The sequence below is a fragment of the Desulfocurvibacter africanus subsp. africanus DSM 2603 genome, from assembly GCF_000422545.1.
Classification (GTDB): Bacteria; Desulfobacterota; Desulfovibrionia; order Desulfovibrionales; family Desulfovibrionaceae; genus Desulfocurvibacter; species Desulfocurvibacter africanus.
In genome coordinates, this window is the sequence record NZ_AULZ01000031.1 from 17910 (window position 1) to 39914 (window position 22005).

20 protein-coding genes are annotated in these 22005 nt (G+C 64.8%); 15 read left to right on the forward strand and 5 right to left on the reverse strand.

Annotation, left to right across the window (positions count from 1 at the left end):
- Window position 1 precedes the first annotated feature (1 nt).
- The 15 genes from H585_RS0116785 to H585_RS0116855 are packed head-to-tail and all read left to right on the forward strand — an operon-like array spanning window position 2 to window position 14673.
- On the forward strand, window positions 2–472 hold the full coding sequence (locus tag H585_RS0116785; protein ID WP_027368673.1) for a hotdog family protein: 471 nt from the start codon (window positions 2–4) through the stop codon (window positions 470–472).
- The gene (locus tag H585_RS0116790) at window positions 473–1087 is read left to right on the forward strand and encodes a LolA family protein (RefSeq protein WP_005984257.1); all 615 of its coding nucleotides are present in this window, start codon (window positions 473–475) and stop codon (window positions 1085–1087) included.
- A 43-nt stretch (window positions 1088–1130) separates the two neighbouring features.
- Complete coding sequence (locus H585_RS0116795) at window positions 1131–3518, forward strand: MMPL family transporter (RefSeq protein ID WP_027368674.1); 2388 nt, start codon at window positions 1131–1133, stop codon at window positions 3516–3518.
- The gene (locus tag H585_RS0116800) at window positions 3511–4176 is read left to right on the forward strand and encodes a hypothetical protein (protein WP_027368675.1); all 666 of its coding nucleotides are present in this window, start codon (window positions 3511–3513) and stop codon (window positions 4174–4176) included. Before H585_RS0116795 ends, H585_RS0116800 begins: the two co-directional genes overlap by 8 nt.
- Window positions 4173–4562: an ApeI family dehydratase gene (locus tag H585_RS0116805; protein ID WP_027368676.1), complete on the forward strand. Its 390-nt coding sequence runs from the start codon at window positions 4173–4175 to the stop codon at window positions 4560–4562. Before H585_RS0116800 ends, H585_RS0116805 begins: the two co-directional genes overlap by 4 nt.
- A complete protein-coding gene (locus H585_RS0116810) occupies window positions 4559–5023 on the forward strand; it encodes an acyl-CoA thioesterase (RefSeq protein ID WP_014261560.1) in 465 nt (154 codons plus the stop codon). Before H585_RS0116805 ends, H585_RS0116810 begins: the two co-directional genes overlap by 4 nt.
- Entirely contained in the window at window positions 5020–6225 is a 1206-nt protein-coding gene (locus H585_RS0116815) for a beta-ketoacyl-[acyl-carrier-protein] synthase family protein (protein ID WP_027368677.1), read from the forward strand. Before H585_RS0116810 ends, H585_RS0116815 begins: the two co-directional genes overlap by 4 nt.
- Complete coding sequence (locus H585_RS0116820; protein WP_027368678.1) at window positions 6222–6962, forward strand: beta-ketoacyl synthase N-terminal-like domain-containing protein; 741 nt, start codon at window positions 6222–6224, stop codon at window positions 6960–6962. Before H585_RS0116815 ends, H585_RS0116820 begins: the two co-directional genes overlap by 4 nt.
- A 3-nt stretch (window positions 6963–6965) precedes the next feature.
- A complete protein-coding gene (locus H585_RS0116825; protein ID WP_005984264.1) occupies window positions 6966–8231 on the forward strand; it encodes a B12-binding domain-containing radical SAM protein in 1266 nt (421 codons plus the stop codon).
- A gap of 12 nt (window positions 8232–8243) precedes the next feature.
- Window positions 8244–9617: a lipid biosynthesis B12-binding/radical SAM protein gene (locus H585_RS0116830; protein ID WP_027368679.1), complete on the forward strand. Its 1374-nt coding sequence runs from the start codon at window positions 8244–8246 to the stop codon at window positions 9615–9617.
- A complete protein-coding gene (locus H585_RS0116835) occupies window positions 9614–11086 on the forward strand; it encodes a B12-binding domain-containing radical SAM protein (protein WP_027368680.1) in 1473 nt (490 codons plus the stop codon). Before H585_RS0116830 ends, H585_RS0116835 begins: the two co-directional genes overlap by 4 nt.
- Complete coding sequence (locus tag H585_RS0116840) at window positions 11087–12265, forward strand: DUF2062 domain-containing protein (RefSeq protein WP_014261565.1); 1179 nt, start codon at window positions 11087–11089, stop codon at window positions 12263–12265.
- A complete protein-coding gene (locus H585_RS0116845) occupies window positions 12252–13220 on the forward strand; it encodes an LpxL/LpxP family acyltransferase (RefSeq protein WP_027368681.1) in 969 nt (322 codons plus the stop codon). The genes H585_RS0116840 and H585_RS0116845 overlap by 14 nt, the downstream gene beginning before the upstream one ends.
- A complete protein-coding gene (locus H585_RS0116850) occupies window positions 13217–13471 on the forward strand; it encodes a phosphopantetheine-binding protein (protein WP_005984269.1) in 255 nt (84 codons plus the stop codon). Before H585_RS0116845 ends, H585_RS0116850 begins: the two co-directional genes overlap by 4 nt.
- Entirely contained in the window at window positions 13468–14673 is a 1206-nt protein-coding gene (locus H585_RS0116855; protein WP_027368682.1) for a beta-ketoacyl-[acyl-carrier-protein] synthase family protein, read from the forward strand. The genes H585_RS0116850 and H585_RS0116855 overlap by 4 nt, the downstream gene beginning before the upstream one ends.
- Window positions 14674–15090: 417 nt before the next feature.
- On the opposite strand, the gene H585_RS0116860 is transcribed toward H585_RS0116855, so the two are convergent.
- From H585_RS0116860 to H585_RS0116880, 5 genes are all read right to left on the reverse strand, one after another.
- A complete protein-coding gene (locus H585_RS0116860) occupies window positions 15091–16239 on the reverse strand; it encodes an extracellular catalytic domain type 1 short-chain-length polyhydroxyalkanoate depolymerase (protein ID WP_027368683.1) in 1149 nt (382 codons plus the stop codon).
- Window positions 16236–17075 (reverse strand): SGNH/GDSL hydrolase family protein, encoded by an 840-nt coding sequence (locus tag H585_RS0116865; RefSeq protein ID WP_027368684.1) that lies wholly within the window; start codon window positions 17073–17075, stop codon window positions 16236–16238. The genes H585_RS0116860 and H585_RS0116865 overlap by 4 nt, the downstream gene beginning before the upstream one ends.
- 270 nt (window positions 17076–17345) lie before the next feature.
- Window positions 17346–18767, reverse strand: a complete 1422-nt coding sequence (gene pyk / locus H585_RS0116870; RefSeq protein ID WP_014261570.1) for a pyruvate kinase — start codon at window positions 18765–18767, stop codon at window positions 17346–17348.
- 130 nt (window positions 18768–18897) lie between these two features.
- Window positions 18898–19764, reverse strand: a complete 867-nt coding sequence (locus H585_RS0116875; protein WP_014261571.1) for a ChaN family lipoprotein — start codon at window positions 19762–19764, stop codon at window positions 18898–18900.
- Window positions 19764–21881: a M1 family metallopeptidase gene (locus H585_RS0116880; protein ID WP_027368685.1), complete on the reverse strand. Its 2118-nt coding sequence runs from the start codon at window positions 21879–21881 to the stop codon at window positions 19764–19766. The genes H585_RS0116875 and H585_RS0116880 overlap by 1 nt, the downstream gene beginning before the upstream one ends.
- Between the last annotated feature and the right edge of the window lie 124 nt (window positions 21882–22005).

The following is a 22005-nucleotide window of genomic DNA, read 5'->3' on the forward strand; positions in this document are numbered from 1 at the left end:
CATGACATTGCTTCCGGCATCGAAACCGCTTGCCCTGCCCATGGACTGCCAAGCCCTGGTGCCCCATCGGGGTCCCATGCTGCTCATCGACCGGCTGCTCTCTTGCCAAGACAAGGGCGGCTGCGTGGAAGCACGCGTGGTCGAAAGCAACCCCTTCGTGGATGCGAATGGAGAACTGGAACCCCTGGTCACCGTCGAACTCATGGCCCAGGCCTTTGCCGCGCTCAAGGGCTATGCGGATCTGGCCTCGGGAGCCGAGCCCAGCAAGGGGCTGCTGGTGAGCGTGCGCAAAGTGGCGGTCACGGGCCGCGCCCGCGTAGGCGACGTACTGACCATCAATCTCGCCGTTAAGGGAGAATTCGACGGCTTCACCGTCGTCGAGGGCGAAGTGCGCAAGAATGACAACTTGCTGGCCGCAGGCAGCCTAAAATTATGGATACCGGGCCGCGAGTCCGCCGAGGAGAAGCCTTAGATGCGAGCCCGCATTCTGTTCACGCTGGCCTTTCTGCTGCTCTGGGTGGCGCCGGTATCGCCGTCGGACAATGAAGCCGTGCTGGACGGCCTGCGCAAAGCCGCCAAGGACATCCACTCGGTGTCGGCCGATTTCGTGCAGCGCAAGAAGCTGGAGATGTTCGACGAAGTCATGATCTCCAAGGGCCGGTTGGCCCTGGTCAAGCCCGACCGCCTGCGCTGGGAGTACCTGGAGCCCGTGGCCTCTGGCTTCGCCCTCAAGGGCGGCAAGGGCCGGCGCTGGAACGAAATGATCGGTCGCATGGACGACTTCGACATCCGCCAGGATCCGGTCATGCAGGTTATCGTGGATCAACTCCTGGCCTGGACCAATGCCGATCTGGAACGCATGAGCCGCGACTTCACCCTGGAGGTGGCCGGATCCGAGCCGGTGCAGCTCGTGCTGCGTCCGCGCGTGCCGGCCGTGGGCGGCTTTATCGAGCGGATCGCAATCCGCTACGCCGCCGACAAGCGCTCTATCCAGCGCGTGGAGGTCATGGAGCCGGGAGGAGACTCCACCCAGCTCGATTTCCAGAATGTGCGCATCAACACGCCTTTAGCCGAGGATTTGTTCTGATCATCCCATGGCCAGCATATCCCGCACGCCAAGCAGGTCCAGCATGACCAGCACGCCGATTCTGGCCAGGCTCTACAGAGTCTTGGAGCCCAGACGCACGCTGCTGTTCATTGCGACGCTGGGGCTGTTCCTGCTGCTCGGCGCAGGCATGCTGCGCATGCGCGTTTCCGAAAACATCATGGCCATGCTCCCGGACCAAGCCGAGAGCCTGTTCGCGGATTTCGAACTCCTGCATCGGGCGCCCTTTCTGCACAAAGCCCTGGTGACCGTAAGCGCCAAGGATGATACCGCCGCATCGGGCTTGACTACAGCGGCACGCAACCTGGCCGAGGCCCTGGCAACCAGCCAGGCCCACGACCTGTTCACGCGGGTGGAGTACGGTCCGCCGGCCGAAGCCGGGCCGGGAACGCTCACGGCCATCCTGGCCAACCAGCCCAACTACGCCACGCCTGAGTCCCTGCGCGCCCTGGAGACCAAATTGGCTCCCGAGGCAGTACGCGAGGGTCTGCGCGCGGACTGGGCGCTCATGAACGGTCCCGAGGGCTGGGCCATGAAGGACCTTGTACGCCTGGACCCGCTCAATTTTCGCGCCACGGCTCTAAAGGGCATCGCCGCGGCCAACCTGCTGCCCGGCATCCGTCTGCGCGATGGAGTGTTCGTGAGCGGCGACGGCAGGCACGCGCTGCTCGTGGCCGAGACGCCCATCGACATCACCGACTCGTCGGGATCGGAGCGGCTGCTGCGAGCATTCGATACCATTGCGGCGAATGTCCTGCCCGAAGGCATCACGGCCAGCATCGTCTCCGGCCATCTGTACGCGCAGGCCAACGCCACTGCCATCAAGGCCGACATGCGCCTCATCATGGTCGTGTCGTGCGTGGCCTTGCTGGCCATTTTCCTGCTCTTCCTGCGCAGCCTGCAGGCCGGCTGGGTGCTGCTCATTCCGCTGGGCGCGCTGTGCGCCGGCGGCGTGGCCGTGTCCTTGGCCTTCTCCGACGTGTCGGGCATCACGCTCGGCTTTGGCGGCGTGCTGCTGGGCATCAGCGTGGACTACGGCCTGCACGCCTTCATAGCCCTCAAGCAGGGCGGCGAAGGACAAGCCACGCTGCTGGCCAGGGTGGCCCGGCCGGTGCTGCTGGGCGCGGCCACGACCATGGCAGCCTTCGGCGTGCTGCTCCTGTCCGATCTGCCGGCTCAGCGCCAGTTGGCCGTGTTCTCCATAGCCGGTCTGGCCATGGCCCTGCTGTTGTCGCTGGTAGTACTGCCGCAGCTCATCACCCCTTCGCCTCTCAAGCGTTTCCCGCTGCCGGATTTCACGAGACTGGCCCAAGGGCGCCGTCCGCTCATCGTGGCCCTCGGCCTGTGCCTGCTGGCCCTGGCGGGCTGGCAAGGGCGCGCCATACATTTTGACGGCAACCTGCGCGCCCTGGGGCTGACCTCCAAGGCCATCGATGCGGCCGAGACACAGGTGCGCGAGACCTGGGGCGATGTGCGCGGCAAGGCCATGGTGCTCGTGCAGGGCGACAGCCTGGAGCAGGCCCTGGAGGCCAATGATCGCCTGTATGCCGGCCTGCGTGGCGGGCTGCCCTCCGGCGAAGTAGTCAGTCTTGCGGCCCTGCTGCCGGCTGAATCGACCCAGGCCGCCAGTCGCGAGCGCTGGAACGCCTTCTGGGAAGACCGCGCTCCCGCCCTGCTGAAAGTCCTGCACGAGGAAGGCCGAGCCTTGGGATTCTCGAAGCAAGCCTTCGAACCCTTTCGCAACCTCATCACACAGGACGTCGCGCCCCTTTCGGCCGAGGGACTGCATGCGCTCGGCCTGGAGCGCATGTACGAGGGACTGCTCTTGCCGCCGCAGGATACCGGCAAGCCTTGGGGAGTGCTGACCCTGGCTCCGGACACAGCCGAAGCCGCTCGTTTGACGGCCGAGGCCTCGCAAGGCCAAGCCCGCTTCGTATCCCAAAGCCGTTTCGGCCGCGACCTGGGTCAAGCCCTGCGCGACGACTTCGTGCGCTTCCTTCTGCTGGCCTGCCTGAGCGTGAGCCTGATCCTGCTCATCGCCCTGCGCAGCCCGCGCCGGGTCCTGCTGGCCATGACGCCCGTGTTTGCAGGCGTGGCCGGTCTGCTGACCGTTATGGGCCTGGGCGGCATGTCCTTCAATCTCTACAACATGGCCGCGGCTATCCTGGTCATCGGCCTGGGCGTGGATTACGGCGTGTTCATGCTCGAACGTCTGGAGCGGCGCACGGATCTGGGCACGGAGCACGCGGTGCTCCTGTCGGGCCTGACCACCTTGGCCGGCTTCGGCTCCCTGGCTCTGGCCAGCCATCCGGCCTTGAACTCCATCGGCCTCACGGTGCTCGTGGGCATGGCCGGGACGCTTCCCGGCGCCCTCCTGCTCCTGCCGGCCCTGGCGAGGAGTCAGCATGATTAGAAAGCTTGTCTTCTGCCTGTGCGCACTGGCACTGCTCGCTCTGACAGGCTGCGGTTCTTTCCGCATCGATCCCACCTGGGAACGCCTGTCCGAGAATCAGGTCCAGGCGCTGGCGGCCAGACAATGGAATGAAGCTCCCGGCAACTGGCATATCCAACAGACCGTGCTTCTGGAATCACGCGGCCACGAACTGCTCATGTCCGGCTTCGTACGCCTGGATATGGCGGCGCGCACGGCACGCGTTGTGGCCATGAACTCGCTGGGCGTCAAATTCTTCGACCTGGAAGTCTCGGAGCAGGGCCAGACCGAACATTTCGTAGCCCCCGACCTGCGGCGCTTCCCCGAGGTCGCAACCATGCTCGCCGAGAGCGTGCGAAATATCTACCTCGTGCCGCGCCTGTCGGCCGACACGCCCGTATGGCTTGCGCCCTACGGCCCCGTGGCCAAAGCCAGTTGGCAGGAGGACCCGGTCTTCGTCTTCCTGGACCCGGCCACGGCCGAGCCCGTGCGCAAGATGAGCCCGGAACGCTTCTGGACCGTGGACTACAAGGACTACGCGCAGGCCGGCGACAGGTTGTTCCCGTCCACCGTGGTCTACACGCATACACGAGCGGGCTTGAGGCTGACGCTCAAGACCAATAAGGCAACTCTTCAATGAACAGGATGCGACAGGAAATACTCGCGGCCAGATTGGGACAATTCGGCCCTCTGGGTGAAGCCTACGTAGGCCGCTTCCGCTTCGGACATGACTTTGCTGGCTTTGCGGGCCACTTTCCCGGCTATCCGCTGCTGCCGGCAGTGGTGCAAATCCTTGTGGGTCAAATCGTGGCCGAGGATCTGGCGCAGAATGAAACCGGCGCACCCCTGGTCGCGGCAGCCGTGGAGAAAGCCAAGTTCGTGCGCGAGGTGCGGCCGGGCGAAGAAGTGCTGGCCGAATGCCGGCGCGTGATGCTCAAGGGCTGCGCGGGATTCGAGGTGCGCCTGAGCGTGAATGGCGAGGCCGCCTCGTCCTTCGTGCTCACGGCACCCCAGGACGCGGCATGAGCAGAAAGGCCTATTTCCGTAACGAGCCCGGCACTCCGGCACCGTTGCGCATCAGCGTGCAGCGGCGGGTGCGCTTCGAGGAAGTGGACGTGATGGGCATAGTCTGGCACGGCCGCTATCCGAGCTTTTGCGAGGACGCCCGGGTGGCCCTGGGCGACCGTTACGGCATCGGCTACCTGGACTTCCACGGCCAGGGCATCCTCACGCCCATCAAGCAGATGCACATAGACTACCAGCGGCCCCTGCGCTTCAAGGAAGAGTTCAGCATCGAGGCCCTGCTGCACTGGACCGAGGCCGCGCGCATCAACTACGAATTCATCCTGCGCAACGCCGAGGGCGTGGTGACCACCACGGGCTACAGCGTGCAGCTCATGCTCGACAAGGACTTGGACCTGCTCATCGCACCGCCGCCGTTCTATCAGGATTTCTGCGCGCGCTGGAAAGCCGGGGAGCTGGCATGAACAGGGTGGCCGTGGTCGAGGCCCGGGCCGTGACGGCTCTGGGCGATCTGGACGCGACCTGGCGGGGGCTGCTGGCCGGCCGCTCGGGCATCGCTCCGGTCGCGCGCTTCGATGCCACGGGCTGCATCAGCCGCTGGGCGGCCTGCGTGCCGGGCCTGGAAAGGGATTCGACCAGCCGCAGCCTGCTTCTCTCCTTGCTGGACCGATTGCTGGACGGCGCTCCGTCCCTTGCGGCGGATACGCCTCTTTTGGCGGCCACGACCAAGGCCGGCATTGACGTGCTGGAGTCGATCGCGCGCCACGGCCACGGCCGCAAGGAAGACGTGCCGCCGTCCCTGCTGGCCGAAGAGACATCCCGCCGTCTTGGGCTGTGCGGCCGATGCGAAACCGTAAGCGGAGCGTGCGCCTCGGCCACCATCGCCCTGGCCCGTGCGGGGGCGCTCATTGCTCACGGCAAGGCCGATTCCGTGCTGGTCGTCTGCGCCGACCTGGTCAGCGAATTCGTGTTCACGGGCTTCTCATCCCTGCGCGCCCTGTCGCCCGAGCCGGCGAAACCCTTTGACGCCAAACGCGACGGCCTGACCCTGGGTGAAGGCGCGGCGTTCCTGCTGCTCATGTCCGAGGAACGCGCCAAAGCCGAAAAACGGCCCATCCTGACCCGCCTGGCGGGATGGGGCGTGGCCAACGACGCCACGCACATCACAGCCCCGGCGCGCAACGGCTGCGGACTCATCGCGACGGTCAACCGCTGCCTGGCCGTGGCCGGAGCGAACCCGGACGATGTGGCCGCCATTTGCGCCCACGGCACGGGCACGGTCTACAACGACGCCATGGAACTGACCGCCTTCCGAAGCGTGTTCGGCGAGCGGAAGGTTCCCGTGCATGGAGTCAAGGGCGCCCTGGGCCACGCCATGGGAGCATCCGGCGGCATCGAGGCGGCCTTGTGCTGCCGCATGCTGGCCGACTGCATGCTGCCGCCGACCATCGGCATGAGCGAGCCCGACCCGGCCGCCGCAGGCCTTGTGCGCAGCGAGCCCACTCCCCTGCCCGCAGGCCTGCTCCTGACCACCAACTCGGGCTTTGGCGGCATCAACGCAGCCCTGCTCTTTTCTTCTCCTGGAAACATCGCGGGGGTCCGGGGGGGATCATCCTCCCCGGCCGCCGGAGGCACTCTTAGCTCACTCTCCGGAGGCCAGCCATGAGCGCGCTCGTCACGGGCATGGGCTGGCTCACTGCCGCCGGGCTGGGTCAGGGCAGGCGAGACGCCTTCGCGCTCGCCTGCGGCACTTTGCCCGAGGTGCGCCGCCAGGATCTCTTCGCCGAGCACCCCCGCTTCGGGCGCATGGATGCCTACTGCAAGGCCGGCCTGGCCGGCGTGGTCATGGCCCTGCGCGATGCCGGACTGGAAGGCCCGCTGGGCGAGTCCGCCGGACTGGCGGCGACCACCTGCGTGGGCTGCCTGCGAACCGACCTGGACTATTTCGCCACGGCCATGCAGGGCCCCATCCTGGCCAGTCCCAACCTGTTCGCCTTCACCTTGCCTACATCCATCGTAGCCGAGGCGGCCATCTGCTTCGGACTGCGCGGCCCGACCTGCATGCTTCACGAGCCGCAAGCCTTCGGGTTGACCGGCGTGCGTGCTGGCCTGGAAGCCCTGGAGTTCGGCGAGGCGGAGCTCATGCTTGCCGGCGCCTGCGATGTCCCGGCTCTGGATTGGCCTTGCGGTCAAGGCCCGGCCGGCTCCATTTTTCTGGTCCTGGAATCCGAACGCCGCGCCCAAGGCCGCCAGGCATACGGACGCCTGTTGCTGGACGGTGACACCGTGGCCTTGGACGCCGAATCGTCGCGCGAACCGCAGGACAGCCTGCCGGACCTCGTCCGGAGGCTGCTAACTCTTTCGATCTCAAGCGCCCCGAGGCGCAAACCCGTGGGGGAATAATCCATGCGCATGAAGCTCATCTATCCGTCCTGGCCCAAGTTGGAGCGCCAGACCGAATTTCATCTTCCGCCTCATGGCCCGGTGGTCTTCGCGGCCACGGTGCCCGAAGAGGTGGACCTGACCTTCACGGACGAAAACCGCGAGCCCGTGGACTTCGACGAGCAGGTGGACCTGGTGGGGCTGTCGGTCATGCTCACCTGCCAGATGCCGCGGGCCTTCGCCATCGCCGATGCCTATCGGGCCAAGGGCGTCAAGGTCATCTTCGGCGGCATAGCCACCATGCTGCACGCCGAGGAAGCGGCCCTGCACGCTGATTCCGTATTTTTGGGCGAGGCCGAGGGACGCTTCGGGCAGGTCATCGAAGACTTCAAGGCCGGCAAGCTCAAACCGCTGTACGACTACCTGCGCGTGCACCCGGACATCAACCTGGTCGGCACGGCGCGGCGCGACATTCTCAAGCGCGACTTGTACAACTACCGGGGCGTGCAGATGGTCGATCTGGTGCACGCCTCGCGCGGCTGCAAGTTCAACTGCTTTCCCTGTTGCACGAGCTACCTGGGCGGTCGCGTGTTCCGGCCCAGACCTATCGACAAGGTCGTGGAGGAGCTGGAGTCCATTCCCAACAACCGGCTGTTCATCGTGGACAACTCCCTGGCCCAGGACAAGGAGTGGCTCAAGGACCTGTTCAAGGCCATGATCCCGCTCAAGAAGAAATGGGTCTCGCACCCGGTCATGTATGATGACGAAGTGCTGGATTTGGCGGCCCAGGCCGGCTGCTGGTACGTGTACCAGGCGGTCTTCGACACTTCCGACGTCATCCGCGAGCGCATCAAGCAGCTCAAGGCCCACGGCATTGGCATCGAGGGCACCATCCTGCTCGGCACAGATGATCAGGACGAGAACTACGTCAAGCGGCTGGTCCACTTCCTCATGGAGAACGAGCTGAACATCGCCGAGTTCACGGTGCTCACGCCTTTCCCGCACACCCCCATCCGCGAGAAGTTCGAGAAGCAGGGTCGCATCCTGTCCAATGACTGGAGCAAGTACACCTGCGACAAGGTCGTGTTCCAGCCCAAGCAGATGACGCCCGAAAAACTCCAGGAGCTCTACTACTGGGCCTGGGACGAGTTCTACGCCGAAGGCGGCTATCAGCTCAAAATGGGCAACCTGTTCAAGCAGGTCATCCGGCGCGAGATGGACGACGGAACCTACCGCCGCTACAACCCGCGCCAGGGCCGGGTCTTCAAGCGGGAGAAGCCCGCCGTTTAGGCGGAGGACGCCATGAGCAAGGTCTTCCTGCTGGCCACCAACACCACCACGGACCCCTATCCGGTTTACCCGCTGGGCATGGCCGTGGTTGCCCGCGCCCTGACTGACGCAGGCCATGAGGTGCGCCAGTTCGACTTCCTCGTTTCGGGCCGCGACACGGCCGGGCTGGCAAGCGCCATCAAGCGGTTCGCGCCTGATTGCGTGGGCCTGTCCCTGCGCAACATCGACAACGTGGACTCCTTCAGCGGCGAGAGCGGCTGGTATCTGACCCAGGCCAGGGAGTTGACGCAGCTGTGCCGCGAGGCCTCGGGCGCGCCGGTGATCATCGGCGGACCGGCTTTCTCCATCATGCCCGAGGAGATCCTGGACTACCTGGGAGCGGACTTCGGCATCGTGGGCGAAGGCGAGAAGGCCTTTCCGGAGCTGCTGGCGCGGCTCGCGCGCGGGGAGCAGCCCGAGCGCATCACGCGCTCGTCCGGGCCGGGGCTCACTGGCAGCGACATGGCCCAACCGCTGCTGGTGCGCGAGCTGGTGGATTTCTACGTAGGCGGCAGCGGCATGGTCAATCTGCAGACCAAACGCGGCTGCCCTTTCAAGTGCGTGTACTGCACCTATCCGTGCATCGAGGGCCGCGTGCTGCGGCTGCGCGAGCCCGAAGCGGTGGTGGAGGATCTCGCGCGCATGAACGCGGAGTTCGCCATCGACCACGTGTTCTTCACGGACTCGGTGTTCAACGATCCGGGCGGCCACTACCTGGAAGTCGCCGAGGCTCTGATCAAAAGCGGGCTGAACATCAAGTGGTCGGCTTTCTTCAAGCCCATGCCCATCACGGCCGGAGAGCTGGCCCTGCTCAAGCGCTCGGGTCTGTACGCCGTGGAGCTGGGCACGGACGCTTCCTGCGACGCGACGCTGGCAGGCCTGGACAAGAGCTTCAGCTTCGCCGAGGCCCTGGCCTTCAACCAGGCCTGCGTGGCCCAGGAAATCCCGGTGGCGCACTTCGTCATGTTCGCCGGACCGGGAGAGACCATGGACACGGTGCGCGAGGGGCTGGCCAACCTGGAGCGCCTGGAGCAGTGCGTGGTTTTCGCCTTCTCTGGCATCCGCATCCTGCCCGGCACGCGCCTGCTGGACATCGCCCGCGCCCAGGGAGTGCTGGCGGATGATACGCCCCTGCTCAAGCCGGCCTACTACTTCTCGCCGCACGTGGACGTGCAGGCCATGCACGAAGCCATGCTGACCTCATTCGCCGGCCGCCGCGAGCGCATCTTTCCGCCCTCGGAAGGCCAGGCGCGCATGGAGGTCATGCAGCGCTTCGGCTATCGCGGCCTCATGTGGGATAAGCTGATCTCCTTCCGCAAGGACAAGCCCAGGAGGGTCAAGACATGAGCGCGCTTCAGCCTCTCGACCGCAGGAAGATCCTGCTCGTGCACCCGCTGGGCTACTCCGCGGGCTCGGCCGGCAACGACATCTCGCGCAAGGCCAACGTCATGCCGCCGCTCGGGCTGGCCAGCATTTCGGCCTGGCTGGACTCCAAGGGCTTCAGCACGACAATTGCCGACTATTTCGCCCGGCCGGGCTCGGACAAGACCGTGCAGGACTACCTGCGCACGGAGCGGCCGGCGTTCATCGGCTTCAGTTGCACGACCTCGTCCTTCCTGGACGGCGCGCGCATAGCGGCCATGGCCAAGGCCGAGCTGCCCGGCGTGACCACGATCTTCGGCGGCGCGCACGTCTCGGCCCTGCGCGAGCGCGTGCTGGCCGAATTCCCGGCCGTGGACATGGTCGTGGTGGGCGAGGGCGAAGAGACCATGCGCGAGATCATGGAACGCGGCCTGGATGATCCGGCCTCGATTCCCGGCCTCGTCTGGCGGGACACCTCCGGCACGCCGACCTTCAACGGCCGCCGCGAGCACCTGCTCGACCTGGATGCCTTGCCCTTCCCGGCCTACGAGAAGCTCGACGGATTTCCGCACGACTACACGCTGCCCATCTTCAACTATCCGCGCGCGCCCAATACGAGCTGCTCCTCCAGCCGCGGTTGCCCGTACGCGTGCAGCTACTGCGACCGTTCGGTCTTCGGCCGCAGCTACCGTTTCAATTCCGCGCAGTACCTCTACGAGCACCTGCGCCATCTGCGCGACCGCTTCGGCATCCGCCACGTGAATTTCTACGACGACCAGTTCACCTTCCACAAAAAACGCGTGGAAGAGTTCACGGATATGCTCGTGGCAAAACCCCTGGGCATGACTTTCAACTGCGCGGTGCGGGCCAACCACATCGACGAAGACTTGATACGCCGGCTCAAGGCCGCGGGGTGCTGGATGACCAGCCTGGGCATCGAGACCGGCGACCAGGCGCTGCTGGAACGCCAGAACCGCAAGATCGACCTGGGCGACCTGGGCGAAAAGATCAAGCTGGTCAAGCGCCACGGCATCCGGGTCAAGGGCCTGCTCATGATGGGCCTGCCGGGCGAGACTGAGGAGACCATCGCCAAGACCAAGCGCTATGTGTTCTCCCTGCCCGTTGACGATCTGAACATGACCAAATTCACGCCCTTCCCCGGCTCGCCCATCTACGACGAGATCAAGGCCGCGAACGGCCAGCTCGGCGAGTTCGACGAGGATTGGCAGCGCATGGACTGCATGCACTTCCTGTTCGTGGCCAAGGGCATGACCCGCGAGCGATTGGACGAACTGCACCGGGACTTCTACAAATCGCACTTCACGCGGCCCAAGGTGCTCTGGGACTATGTGACCATGCTCTGGCGCTCGCCGCAAAGCTGGATGAGATTCCTGGCCAACCTGCGCTCGTTCTGGTCCTTCGCGCACAGCAGCAACCGCTATGGAAAGGCTTAGATGACTGAAGTCGCGCGCCATCTGATCGTCATTCCGGTCTACAACCACGCGGCCACCCTGCGTTCCGTGGCGGAACGCGCCATGGCCTTCGGTCCGCTGCTCGTGGTCGACGACGGCTCCAGCGACGGGGGCGCCGACGTGCTGGAAGGGCTCGGAGTCGAGGTCATCCGCCACCCGGTGAACCAGGGCAAGGGCGCGGCCATTCTTACCGCCGCGGCGCGGGCCGAGGAGTTGGGCTTTACGCATATCGTGACCCTGGATGCGGACGCCCAGCACGATCCGGCGGACATCCCCAAGTTCCTGCAGGTTCTGGCCGAGGAGCCCATGTCCATCGTGGTTGGCGCACGAGACTTCAACACGGCCAATGTGCCAGGCTCCTCGCGCTTCGGCCGCGAATTCTCCAACTTCTGGCTGCGCGTGCAAACCGGGCAAAGATTGTCCGACACCCAGAGCGGCTTCCGGGCCTATCCCGTGAACGTTCTGCGGCGACTGAAGTTTTCCGAGACGCACTACTCCTTCGAGGTTGAGGTGCTCGTGCGCGCGGTCTGGGCCGGCCTGAGCCTGCGCGACGTGGCCATCAGCGTGCACTACCCGCCGGCCGAGGAGCGCGTGTCGCATTTCCGGGGTTTCGTGGACAACCTGCGCCTCTCGCTGCTCAACACGCGGCTGACAGTGCGTTCCATGCTGCCCTGGCCCCATGACAAGCTCCTGCAAAGCGGCAAGACGGAAAAGGCCGTGTCCCTGCGCCATCCCGTGCGCTCGTTCAGGAACCTCCTGGAAGGCAGCGCCACGCCCATGGACATCGCCCTGTCGGTGGCCTTGGGAATATTCCTGGGCACCCTGCCGCTGCTGGGCGTGCATTCGGTGTCCATCCTTTTGGCCGCGGGCTACCTGCGCCTGAACCGGCTCGTGGCCCTGGCCGCCAGCCAATTGTGCATGCCGCCCCTGGTGCCGGCCCTGGCCGTGGAGGCGGGCCATTTCCTGCGCCACGGGCAGTTCCTTACCGAGTTGTCCATGCAGACCCTGGGCACCCAGTTCCTGGATCGGGCCTGGGAATGGGTCATCGGCTCCGTGGCCTTGGCCCCCCTGCTGGCCCTGGCCATGGGCTTCACAGCCTGGAGCGCGGCCGTGTCCATCAGGCTCCAGATGAAGGCGGTGCGGCGCTATGTCGGAAAATAGACAACGCCGCTGGTCCAGCCGCAGCGTTGGCGCCCGCTGGCAGCATCAGTTCTTCTATCTGCTCATCCGCCTGGGCGGGCGCTGGTCTGCGTACCTCTTCGCCCGGCTGGTGGTGGGCTGGTACATGCTCCTGCGGCCCGACCTGCGCGAGCGCTGCCGGCCATACCTCGTGCGCCGCTTCCCCGGCGAGGGCGCGAACTTCCGCCAGAGCTTCAAGCTGAGCTATGCCTTGGCCCAGGCAATCATCGACCGGGCCATGGTCGGCATCCTTGGTCCCGGCCGGCTGAAAGTGGAATTTCGCGGCCGCGAGAAGCTCACGCCACTGATGGAGGCCCGCCAGGGCTTCATCCTCATGGGCGCGCACGTGGGCTGCTGGCAGGCGGCCATGTCGGCCATCGACTTCCTGGGCATGCCCGTGAACATGCTCATCACCCGCGAGGCCGGCGATGTCGACCGCCACTGGTTCGAGCACCGCAAGGGTGACATGCCCTTCAAGATCATCGACCCTTCGGGCTACCTGGGCGGCACCCTGGACATGATCGCCGCGCTTAAAAACGGCGAGGTGGTCTGTGTCATGGGCGACCGGACCTTTGGCAGCGAAGGCAGCGCCCTGGCCCTGCCCTTCCTGGGCGAGCCGGCCCAGTTCCCGGTCAGCGCCTACAAGCTGGCCTCGGCCACGGGCGCGCCCGTGGTGGTCATGCTCTCGCACAAGAGCGGCCCGGATTCCTACGTGCTGGAGATCGCACGGATTATCAATGTTCCCGAGCGCCTGCCTCGCGGCCGGGCGGGCGTGGCCCCTTACGCCCGCCAGTTCGTACAGGCCCTGGAGGCCTTTGTGGGCGAGCATCCATACCAATTCTTCAACTTCTTCGACATGTGGGCCGGCGGTCCGGCGGAACGCACGGATGCGGCCGAACCCACGGCCAGAGCCTACGCACAAGGAGAAAAACCATGACGACCAGCGCCAAACTGCGCGACATTCTCGTGAACGAACTCAACCTGGAGGACGTGACTCCAGAGGAACTGACCGACGACACTGCCCTGTTCGGCGAGGGCCTTGGTCTCGACTCCTTGGACGCCGTGGAGATCGTCGTGCTCGTTCAGAAGCACTTCGGCGTCGAGATCAAGGACATGGAGGAGGGCAAGACCGCCTTCCAGAATATCGGCAGCCTGGCCAGCTTCATCGACGCGCGGAAGGCCCAATGAGCATTCGCGGCCGAGGCGTGGCCGTGGCCGGCCTGGGCTGCCTGTGCGCGGCCGGATTGAGCGTGGACGAGTGCGTCCGCGCTCTGTTCCGGGGCGAACGCGATCCCAGGCCGCCCGCGCGGCTCTCGACGAATTTGCCGACACGCAACCCCGTCTTCGAGCTGCCGGAGAGTTTCATCGCAGTCGAGCCCCTGGCCCGGCGCGAGGACACCACGCTCACGGCCGCCATGGCCGTGGCCACTGCCCGCGAGGCCTTGACCATGGCCGGACTTACGCCGGCTGCTTTGTCCGGGCTGCGCGTGGGCGCGCTCGTGGGGACCACCGTGGGCAGCGCCATGAACAATGAGGAATTCTATCGCGAGTACCGCACAGGCGGCCGGCCGAGCATGAAGCCCATCACGCGCTTCCTGCACAGCAATCCGGCCTCGGTGCTGGCGCGGGAGTTCGATCTGCGCGGCCCGGTGCAGACCGTGGTCAATGCCTGCTCCTCAGGCACCGACGCCGTGGGGCTGGCCGCCGAGTGGATCGCGGCCGGGTTGTGCGACGCGGTGCTGGCGGGCGGCAGCGACGAATTATGCCGCGTGACCTACCTCGGCTTCAATTCGCTCATGATCTTCGACTCCGAGCCGTGCAAGCCCTTTGACGCGAACCGCAAGGGCCTCAACCTGGGCGAAGGCGCGGCCATGCTCCTGCTCCTGTCCGACGCGGCCGCCGTCAAGCTGGGTTGCAAGCCTCGCTTCCGTGTGCTGGGCTACGGCTCGGCCTGCGACGCTTATCATCCCACCGCGCCCAAGCCGGACGGCGCAGGCCTGCGCGCGGCCCTCTCCGATGCGTTGCGCACATCGAACCTCGCACCTTCGGATATCGCCTTTGTCAACGCCCACGGCACGGGAACCCCCGACAACGACCGCGTGGAAAGCCTGGTCCTGCCCGAGGCCTTGCCTGGAGTGCCCTATCTGTCCACCAAGGGCATGACCGGCCACACCCTGGGCGCGGCCGGAGCCATCGAGGCGGTCTTTACCGCTGCCTGCCTGGAGCTGGGCAAAATCCCGGCCAGCCTGGGCCTTACCCAAGTGGACCCGAGTTTCCCGTCCTCCCCCGTGACGGAGCGTACACAGATTAAGGGCAAAGCAGGTCTGTCCCAGTCCCTGGCTTTCGGCGGCAACAACAGCGCCGTGGTCATCGCTCTTGAAGATACGTAGGTAAGGCATTTGAAGGTCGAGAGGGCTACACCTTCTCGTGATCCCTGTCGAAGTCAATCTCGAAACGCCTGTGATCGCGCAAGAGTCTGGAGAGGCTTGCCCTCCCCGCTTGCCCTGCTCACCAAGGCGGACGCCCCCCGGGCTCGCGCAGTTCAATCGGTCTTCAGAGCAGATTGCTTTTAAGACGCCCGCTCCGGCGCAGACGGCGCAAGTGAATTGCGCCTGCGCCGAAGCTAGCGGCAAGCCATGCCGCCGCATGGCTTGCAGAGCATTTTCAAAAGCAAAATGCTCTAGAGCCGATTGCTTTTAGAGCGTTTTGCACAAGAGCTGGCAGAAACTGGGAAGGGCTTTGCCCTCCCAGACCCTCCCACCAGGGAAATGATTCCCCTGGACCCCCCATTTCAAATGCAATCAGCTTTAAAAGGACTGGCTCTCATCCGCTGCAACACAAGCCAGACCTTCCACGGGCCGAGCTGCCTCGTGACCGGCCGCTGAAACCTGCTCGGGCTTGCGGGCGTTGCGCTTAAAGAACTCCCAAATGACCGAGGCGGCGTCCAGCCCCTGGAAGGCCTCCAAATCGCCATCCGGGACCTTGTTGGGCCAGTAGTGGCCCCAGCCCGCCAGCTCGTAGAACACCACCTCGCTGCCCTGTGCGCACTCGGTCCAGGCCTTGCGCCTGACCTTGGCGTCGCACTGAAAGCTCACCTCGGGCATGCCCTCGCACCTGTTGCGCTTGACCCAGAAGTGCGCGCTCTCGTCGGCGGACAGGAACCAGGCGCTGCTATGCCGCACGCTCTGGCCGCCGTAGAAGGGCACGGTTTCATCGGCGTTGCCGTGAAACATGAGCACGGACACCGGCGGTGTGTCTTCGGTTGCAGCAGGGGATGGCGCAGGCGAAGACGGCGGCAGAGTCGGAGAAGCCATGGCCAGGTTTACCGGTGATTCGCCCACGAAGTGGTCCTGGGACTCGAAGATGAGCCTGCCGCCGACGCTGGCCGCCATCGTGGCCACGGCGGCCACCTGTTCGGGGTGGAGCGCGGCGTAATGAAAGGCCAGCATGCCGCCGTTGGAAGTGCCCACCAGGAAGACCTGCGCCGGATCGATATCCAGGCGTTCCGAAACCTCGCCAATGGCCTCGTAAAGAAAACCGATGTCGTCCACACCGGTCTGCTGGGCCATGGCGCAGCAGAAGCCTGCGTTCCAGTGCTGCAGGAGGCCGAACAGGCCCACTCCTTCCGGGTACAGGACCACGAAGCCGTCACGCTCTGCCAACTCGTTGAAGCCGCTGAAGCGGGCCGTGGCCTCGCCCGTGGAGAACGCGCCATGGAGCACGACCACCAAGGGCGCGGGACGGCCAGAAACATAGCTCTTGGGTACATGCAGCAGATACTCGCGCCGAAAACCCATGTCACCACGCTCCATGGTGCGCAGGTAGGTGCCGGGGCCTGGCTCACGGCCCTCGGGCAGCCTGGCGGCGCACCCCACGGCCAGCCATGTCAGGATCAAGGTTAGGGCAAGCGGCCAGCATATTGCGCGAACCCAGGCAAGCGTTACCTCCCAGCTCACGCCGCATGCCTTCCGCTCAAGCACATGGGGGAGTAGGTCACCGCGGCACGCTCGGCCACCAGCTCGTCGGGGCTGAGCCGCGCCATGGTAGCCAGGGCATGGGCCAATACCCAGGCCCAGCCGCTGTAGCCGGCTGGGCTCGGATGAAATCCATCCTCGGCAAGCTGATCCGGCCGTGGCAAGGGAGTCTGGCAGTGGCTTAAGCCCGGCAGGCGCGAAACAAGCTGCCGGGCCTCACGGTCAAGGACCCGTGCCCGCCGGCCAAGGCAATCCCTTAGGGGCTGCGGCAGGGCCGTGAAACGCTCCACCGGCGGCACACCAGCCAGCAGCACCGGAATATTGCCGCTACGCTCGCGCAGCGCCAGGACGAGCGAAGCGAGATCCTGGGCCCATTTGGCGGGCGCACGGAACGCGACCACGTCATTGACGCCCAAGACAACCAGCGCGAAATCCGCCTCCACACGCTCCATGGCGCGCATGCGCACCAAGAGGCTTCTGGCATTGCCGCCGCTCAGCCCCACGGCCTTCCAGCACACGGCCCGTCCTGTGAGATCTCGCAGCCACCGGGCGCATTGGCAAGTCAGGGCTTGGTCCTGGGTGGCCGCACCCACTCCGGCCACGGTCGATTCGCCTAAAGCCAGGAAACGCAGAGCGGGATATCGACCAGGAATTTCGCCTTCATCCGGACCGGCCGCTACGGGCAGGCGTGGAGTTGTCAGCCTTGTGTACGTGGCTTGCGCCACAAGTACAGGCAGGAGCAGTGCAAGCCATCCGGCATGCATCCCTCTGCCCAAGCCGTTTCTGTCCGCCGATCGGAAACGCTTATTGGCATTCATGGAGCCTCCTGACACGAATATCCCACTCTGCCACCCTAGCAGATGCGCGAGAAAACGGGCAATTCTTTTCCTTTCGCATGGACTTCCGAATCAGGTGGGATCACTGCGCCCGGGCAAGGCTGGACAGGTATCGGAGAGACTCCGCGACCATGGCAATCCGCCAATGAATTACGCGGAGCCTGGAGGGCTCATATCAAAAAAATGTCCCTGGCGGGTGGAATGCTCCTTGCGGCCGCCTCTGAAATGCCGAGGCGGCCGCAAGGTGAAAGGCTACTTGTAGTAAATCTTGAGGGCGTTGGTGTGCCGTTCGCCCTGGCCAGGCGTGGGTTGGCCCGAAGTGAGCACCACGTTGTCCCCCGGCGCGAAGGCGGGGTTATCCTGGACGAAGCGTTCCACGCGCGCCATGTGCCGCTCGATGGACGTGTCGGCCTTGCGCGGGTTCACGCCCCAGAAGAAGTTCATGTAGCGCATGACCCGCTCGTCCGGCGTCAGGCAGTAGATGGGCGTGGCCGGTCGGCGACTGGACAGGAAACGCGCGGTGCTGCCGCTGTCCGAATGGCTGATGATCGCCTTGCTCTCGGCGTTCTCGGCCAACAGCGCCGCGGCATAGGCCAGGTACTTGACCGGATTCTTCTCCTTCTTGGGCATGTAGGGCCCTTGGATGCGTTCCAGGAAGTACGCCTCGGCGCTCATGGAGATTTCATTGATGAAGCGCACCACGCGCTCGGGGTACTTGCCCACGGCCGTCTCCTCCGAGAGCATCACGCAGTCCGCGCCGTCCATGATCGCATTGGCCACATCCGTGGCTTCGGCCCGCGTGGGCACAGGGTTCTGGACCATGGACAGGAGCATCTGCGTGGCCACGATGCTGCCCTTGTGGGCGTGGCGGCAGGCGCGCAGCACGCGCTTCTGGATGACCGGCAGCTCGGCCATGGAGCACTCCAGGCCCAGGTCGCCGCGCGCAACCATGACCGCATCGGTGAGCTCCAGGATAGGCTCCAGGCGATCCAGGGCGTTCTTGCGTTCCAGTTTGGCGATGACCGGAATCCAGGTGCCGTGCTTGCGGATCTCTTCCTTGATGTCGATGATATCCTGCTCATGCTGCACGAAGGACAAGGCCACGGCGTCCAGGCCGATCTCCAGGCCCTCGTGAAGGTCCTTGCGGTCCTTGGTGGTCAATGCCGGCATGGGATGGAACTTGCCGGGAAAGGCAATGCCCTTGTGCGAGGTCAGGATGCCGTCGTTCAAGGCCTCCATTACATAGAGCTTGTTGTGCACCGCGGTCTGCGTGATGGTGAACTGCAGCATGCCGTCGGACAGGGACACGGGCATGCCCGACTCCAGGCCAACCAGCAGCTCGGGAATATCCAGGCTGATGAAGGCGCAGCCCTCGGCCTTGCCTTCCATTTCAGGCAGGCCAAGGTAAACCATGCATCCGCGCTCCACGCTCAGAGGGGAGCCCTGCACGTCGCCGATGCGCACCTTGGGGCCGCACAAATCGCCCAGGGCCGTGAGCGGAATGCCCAGCTCGCTCTCCAGCCGGCGGATATTGCGCACGATAGGCTCGAAAAAGGCCGCGTCGGAATGGGAGAAATTCAGGCGGAAAACTCTTACGCCGTTCTGGGCCAGGACCTTCATGACCTCGTAGTCCATGGATGCCGGCCCGAGGGTGGCGATGATTTTTGTGCGCATGGTCTGACGTCCTTGTTGCGGGTTAGCTTTCCAATCTGCCCCATGCTCTAGCACAAGCCCAGGCGCTGCCCAAGCCCCTGCTTCTCGATGCTGACTGCCGGGCCGGCGGCCGAGCGCTCCAAAATATTTCCTACCCCCCGCGCATATACAAGTAGTCAGCATCCTTGGGGGTAATCCGGCCGGGCTCGACACCCGATTCGGCCGGTAGCACGCTCAGGCTGGACAATTCGGGATGGAGCTTGCGCAGCTGTGCCGGCACGGCCGGCTTCCATGCGTGCACGGATCCAGTGAGCACAACCAGGGTCCGCTCAGGATCGCTGACATGGTACTCCCCTGCGTAATAGGCCATGGCCGTGTCCCACACGAGTTGGGCCTCGCAGAATTTATTGAACTCGCCGTCACCGGCGTGCGTGCCCAGAACCCTGCGCAAGAAGGCTTCGTAGGCCGGGTCAACGATGCACACCACGGGCGGAAGCTGGCCCATTTGCTCGCGGCTCAGGGAAGAGAACCCCTGTCTGGCTACTTGCCGGGTAATTTCGCGCGGCACGTTGAGCCCGATCATGGGAATCCGCTCTTGGCGACAGTACTCGAAGATGGGGCGGTAAAGCGGCCAGCTCGCATCCCAGTTGCGGGCAAAGGCCTTGGCCATGTCGCTCTCGGAGAGATTGCCTACCACCCAATCGTCCAGGATCTGCTGCTCGCGGTGCTGGAACATTTCCAGGCCCACGGCCACGGGGTATCCCGACAGGCGCAGGCTGTTGATTATCTGGAGTTGAGCCGCATGGTGGTCCGGATCGTCGTGCGATTCGCCCACCAGCACCACATTGGCCTCGGCCAGCCGATGCGCGGCCTTTGCCAGCGGCACGTCACGACCGCGAAGCACATCGCGCAGGGTCAGGTCGAGGGCATCTGCTTCCCGGGCCTGGGCGCGGATATCGGCGGGGATGCAAAGAAACAGAGCCAACGCGATCAGGGCAAGGCATCTCACGCAAGCCATCACTCCTCCTCGAAGTCCACGGACAAAGGCGAGTCTTGAGGCTCCCAAATACCCTTGACCGTGTTAACACCCTTCTCGAAGCCGAGATAGCTGTACTTGCCATAATGCGTGATCTTCCGTGCGGCCTCCTCGGTGGCCTGCATGTCAATCGATGGGCGCGGGACGAAGAAAGCCACGACCCGGCCCGGCCGCTCGGGGTCGGCATACGCCAAGAGCTGCGCATCGCTCCTGGCCAAGGCCAAGGTCTCCTGCTGGGAGAGCTGCTCCAGCACCTGCCAATTATTGCGCTGCACCGAGGCCACAGCCTCCCGACCCTTGTCCGTAATGGGAAAGCCCAGGAAAAGCACGTCGCGGCGGGCAAGAGCGGCTGCACCGACTTCCTTTTCGCGTATGATCTCGGCCCCGCCCTGCCCCAGGCTTTCCAGAAGCAGCCGGAGCACCGGCAGGTAGGCCTCATCCATGGAGCCGCCAAGCACCGCCACTAACGCCTTGGCCGACTTGATGCTGTTGACAGTGACGGGAATCTCCTCGGGCGCAAGCTGCCGAAAGACATGCGCTTCGGGGTCCACGTCCAGGCCCACGGGCTGATCGAGCGAGGAAAAACTGAACGCGGCTCGCGGGCCGCTCAGATGCACCAACTGGTTTTCGCCAAAAGTCGTGGTTTGAAGCCGCACGGGCACATGCAGGTCATAATACGGCTCGGTTTGCAGCAGTTCGCCCCGTACGGTCCAACGCGCGCCCATGCGCTCAACCCCGACCTTGCCCAGGCGCAGCCGTGGCGCGCCCGTTCGCTCCAGCCACTGCTTGAAAAAGTCGTTAGCTTCGGCCGCATCCCAACCTCCAGCCACGAAGGCGTCACGGAAGTGCTCCCAGGAAGTAGGCTTGAACAGTCGCTTGGCATAGACGTCACGCAAGGCCTGCCAGAAAGCCCGGTTCTCCACCCTGCGCCTGGCCATGTGGAAGACGAACATGGCCTTGCCGTAACCCACGGCGCGCGATGCCGGACTGATGCGGGAGCTGAACCGGCGCAAGGGGAAATCTTCCTGTCCCGCCGCCAACAGGGCGTAGTCTCGCAGGATCTGGCGGCGGTACTCGACGGATTCCTCGGTCGAGACTTGCTCCTTGGCCAGATAGTCGGCCACATAGGTGGTCAGCCCCTCGCTCCAGTTGCCGCCGGTTGAGTCCACGAGCACTCCATTGCCCCACCAGCAATGGGCGACTTCGTGGCGCAAGCTGGTTTCGGGAATGAACGGCAGTTGGAGCACCTGCGAGCCAAGCAGAGTAAATGAAGGAAAACCGTAGCCCGTGGGGAAAAAGTTTTCCACCACTGCGAATTTGGGAAAGGCATAGGCGCCGTGCAGCCTGGAGAAGAACTGCAGATGTCGCGCCGCGGCCTCCAGGTAAACCGGCGAAAACTGCACGCTGTCTGGATAGAAATAGGTGTAGACGGGAATCTGCCCGATCCGGCGCATGTCCTGTATAAAGGGGCCGGCAAAAAGTGCGAGTTCTTCGGGCGTGGAAGCGCAAATCCACTTGGACACGCTCTCGCCCTCTGGATCGCCATGGCCGATGAGCGTGCCCGAGGTCACGGCGTAGATGCCGCGCGGAGCGCGCACCGTGACGAGGAAACTGCGTTCCCGAGCATCCAGGCGCGGATACCAGCCGCTGCCGGCAAGGAAAAAGGCGCCGTCCGAAGTGATGGTTGCGCCCACGCCATAGCCGGGATTGTCGAATACATGGGGGTTCTCGGGCCACGGATCATCGAACCGGCCCACGTACTCCACGGCGAGACGCACGTCGCCGGTGCGCGCGTTCGCCGGAAGGGGCACGCGCAGCACACCATCCTCGGCTTTATAGGATGCCGGCCTGCCGCCGAGATCCAGCTTGGTTACGCTGACTTGGGAGCCAAGATGCAGGACGATTTCGGCCGCATCGCGAATCTGGGCCGTCACGACATCCCTGCCACGCAGAGTTTTTGTCGCCAAGTCCAGGCGCACATCGATTTCGTGGCGGACGCTGAGCACTTGGGCCAGCACGGGGCAGGGCCGGCTCAACATAACGGCCATCACCAGAAGGCAGGCAAGGAGCAACTTGCCTGGAATGAAAGCTGTGTGCATGGTCTGCTGCTTATCGCATTTCATTTCGCGAGCCAACAGGCTTGTCCTAGAGCAGATTGCTTTTAAGACGCCCGCTCCGGCGTTGACGGCGCAAGTGAATTGCGCCTACGCCTACGCGCGGCGG

Excerpts from the sequence above, each read along its gene's own strand:
- H585_RS0116845 (WP_027368681.1), top strand. The coding sequence starts at position 12,252 with ATGTCGGAAAATAGACAACGCCGCTGGTCCAGCCGCAGCGTTGGCGCC.
- H585_RS0116850 (WP_005984269.1), top strand. The coding sequence starts at position 13,217 with ATGACGACCAGCGCCAAACTGCGCGACATTCTCGTGAACGAACTCAAC.
- H585_RS0116875 (WP_014261571.1), bottom strand. The coding sequence starts at position 19,764 with ATGGCTTGCGTGAGATGCCTTGCCCTGATCGCGTTGGCTCTGTTTCTT.
- H585_RS0116840 (WP_014261565.1), top strand. The coding sequence starts at position 11,087 with ATGACTGAAGTCGCGCGCCATCTGATCGTCATTCCGGTCTACAACCAC.
- pyk (WP_014261570.1), bottom strand. The coding sequence starts at position 18,767 with ATGCGCACAAAAATCATCGCCACCCTCGGGCCGGCATCCATGGACTAC.
- H585_RS0116805 (WP_027368676.1), top strand. The coding sequence starts at position 4,173 with ATGAACAGGATGCGACAGGAAATACTCGCGGCCAGATTGGGACAATTC.
- H585_RS0116830 (WP_027368679.1), top strand. The coding sequence starts at position 8,244 with ATGAGCAAGGTCTTCCTGCTGGCCACCAACACCACCACGGACCCCTAT.
- H585_RS0116795 (WP_027368674.1), top strand. The coding sequence starts at position 1,131 with ATGACCAGCACGCCGATTCTGGCCAGGCTCTACAGAGTCTTGGAGCCC.
- H585_RS0116835 (WP_027368680.1), top strand. The coding sequence starts at position 9,614 with ATGAGCGCGCTTCAGCCTCTCGACCGCAGGAAGATCCTGCTCGTGCAC.
- H585_RS0116855 (WP_027368682.1), top strand. The coding sequence starts at position 13,468 with ATGAGCATTCGCGGCCGAGGCGTGGCCGTGGCCGGCCTGGGCTGCCTG.
- H585_RS0116820 (WP_027368678.1), top strand. The coding sequence starts at position 6,222 with ATGAGCGCGCTCGTCACGGGCATGGGCTGGCTCACTGCCGCCGGGCTG.
- H585_RS0116825 (WP_005984264.1), top strand. The coding sequence starts at position 6,966 with ATGCGCATGAAGCTCATCTATCCGTCCTGGCCCAAGTTGGAGCGCCAG.
- H585_RS0116790 (WP_005984257.1), top strand. The coding sequence starts at position 473 with ATGCGAGCCCGCATTCTGTTCACGCTGGCCTTTCTGCTGCTCTGGGTG.
- H585_RS0116800 (WP_027368675.1), top strand. The coding sequence starts at position 3,511 with ATGATTAGAAAGCTTGTCTTCTGCCTGTGCGCACTGGCACTGCTCGCT.
- H585_RS0116785 (WP_027368673.1), top strand. The coding sequence starts at position 2 with ATGACATTGCTTCCGGCATCGAAACCGCTTGCCCTGCCCATGGACTGC.
- H585_RS0116815 (WP_027368677.1), top strand. The coding sequence starts at position 5,020 with ATGAACAGGGTGGCCGTGGTCGAGGCCCGGGCCGTGACGGCTCTGGGC.
- H585_RS0116880 (WP_027368685.1), bottom strand. The coding sequence starts at position 21,881 with ATGCACACAGCTTTCATTCCAGGCAAGTTGCTCCTTGCCTGCCTTCTG.
- H585_RS0116865 (WP_027368684.1), bottom strand. The coding sequence starts at position 17,075 with ATGAATGCCAATAAGCGTTTCCGATCGGCGGACAGAAACGGCTTGGGC.
- H585_RS0116810 (WP_014261560.1), top strand. The coding sequence starts at position 4,559 with ATGAGCAGAAAGGCCTATTTCCGTAACGAGCCCGGCACTCCGGCACCG.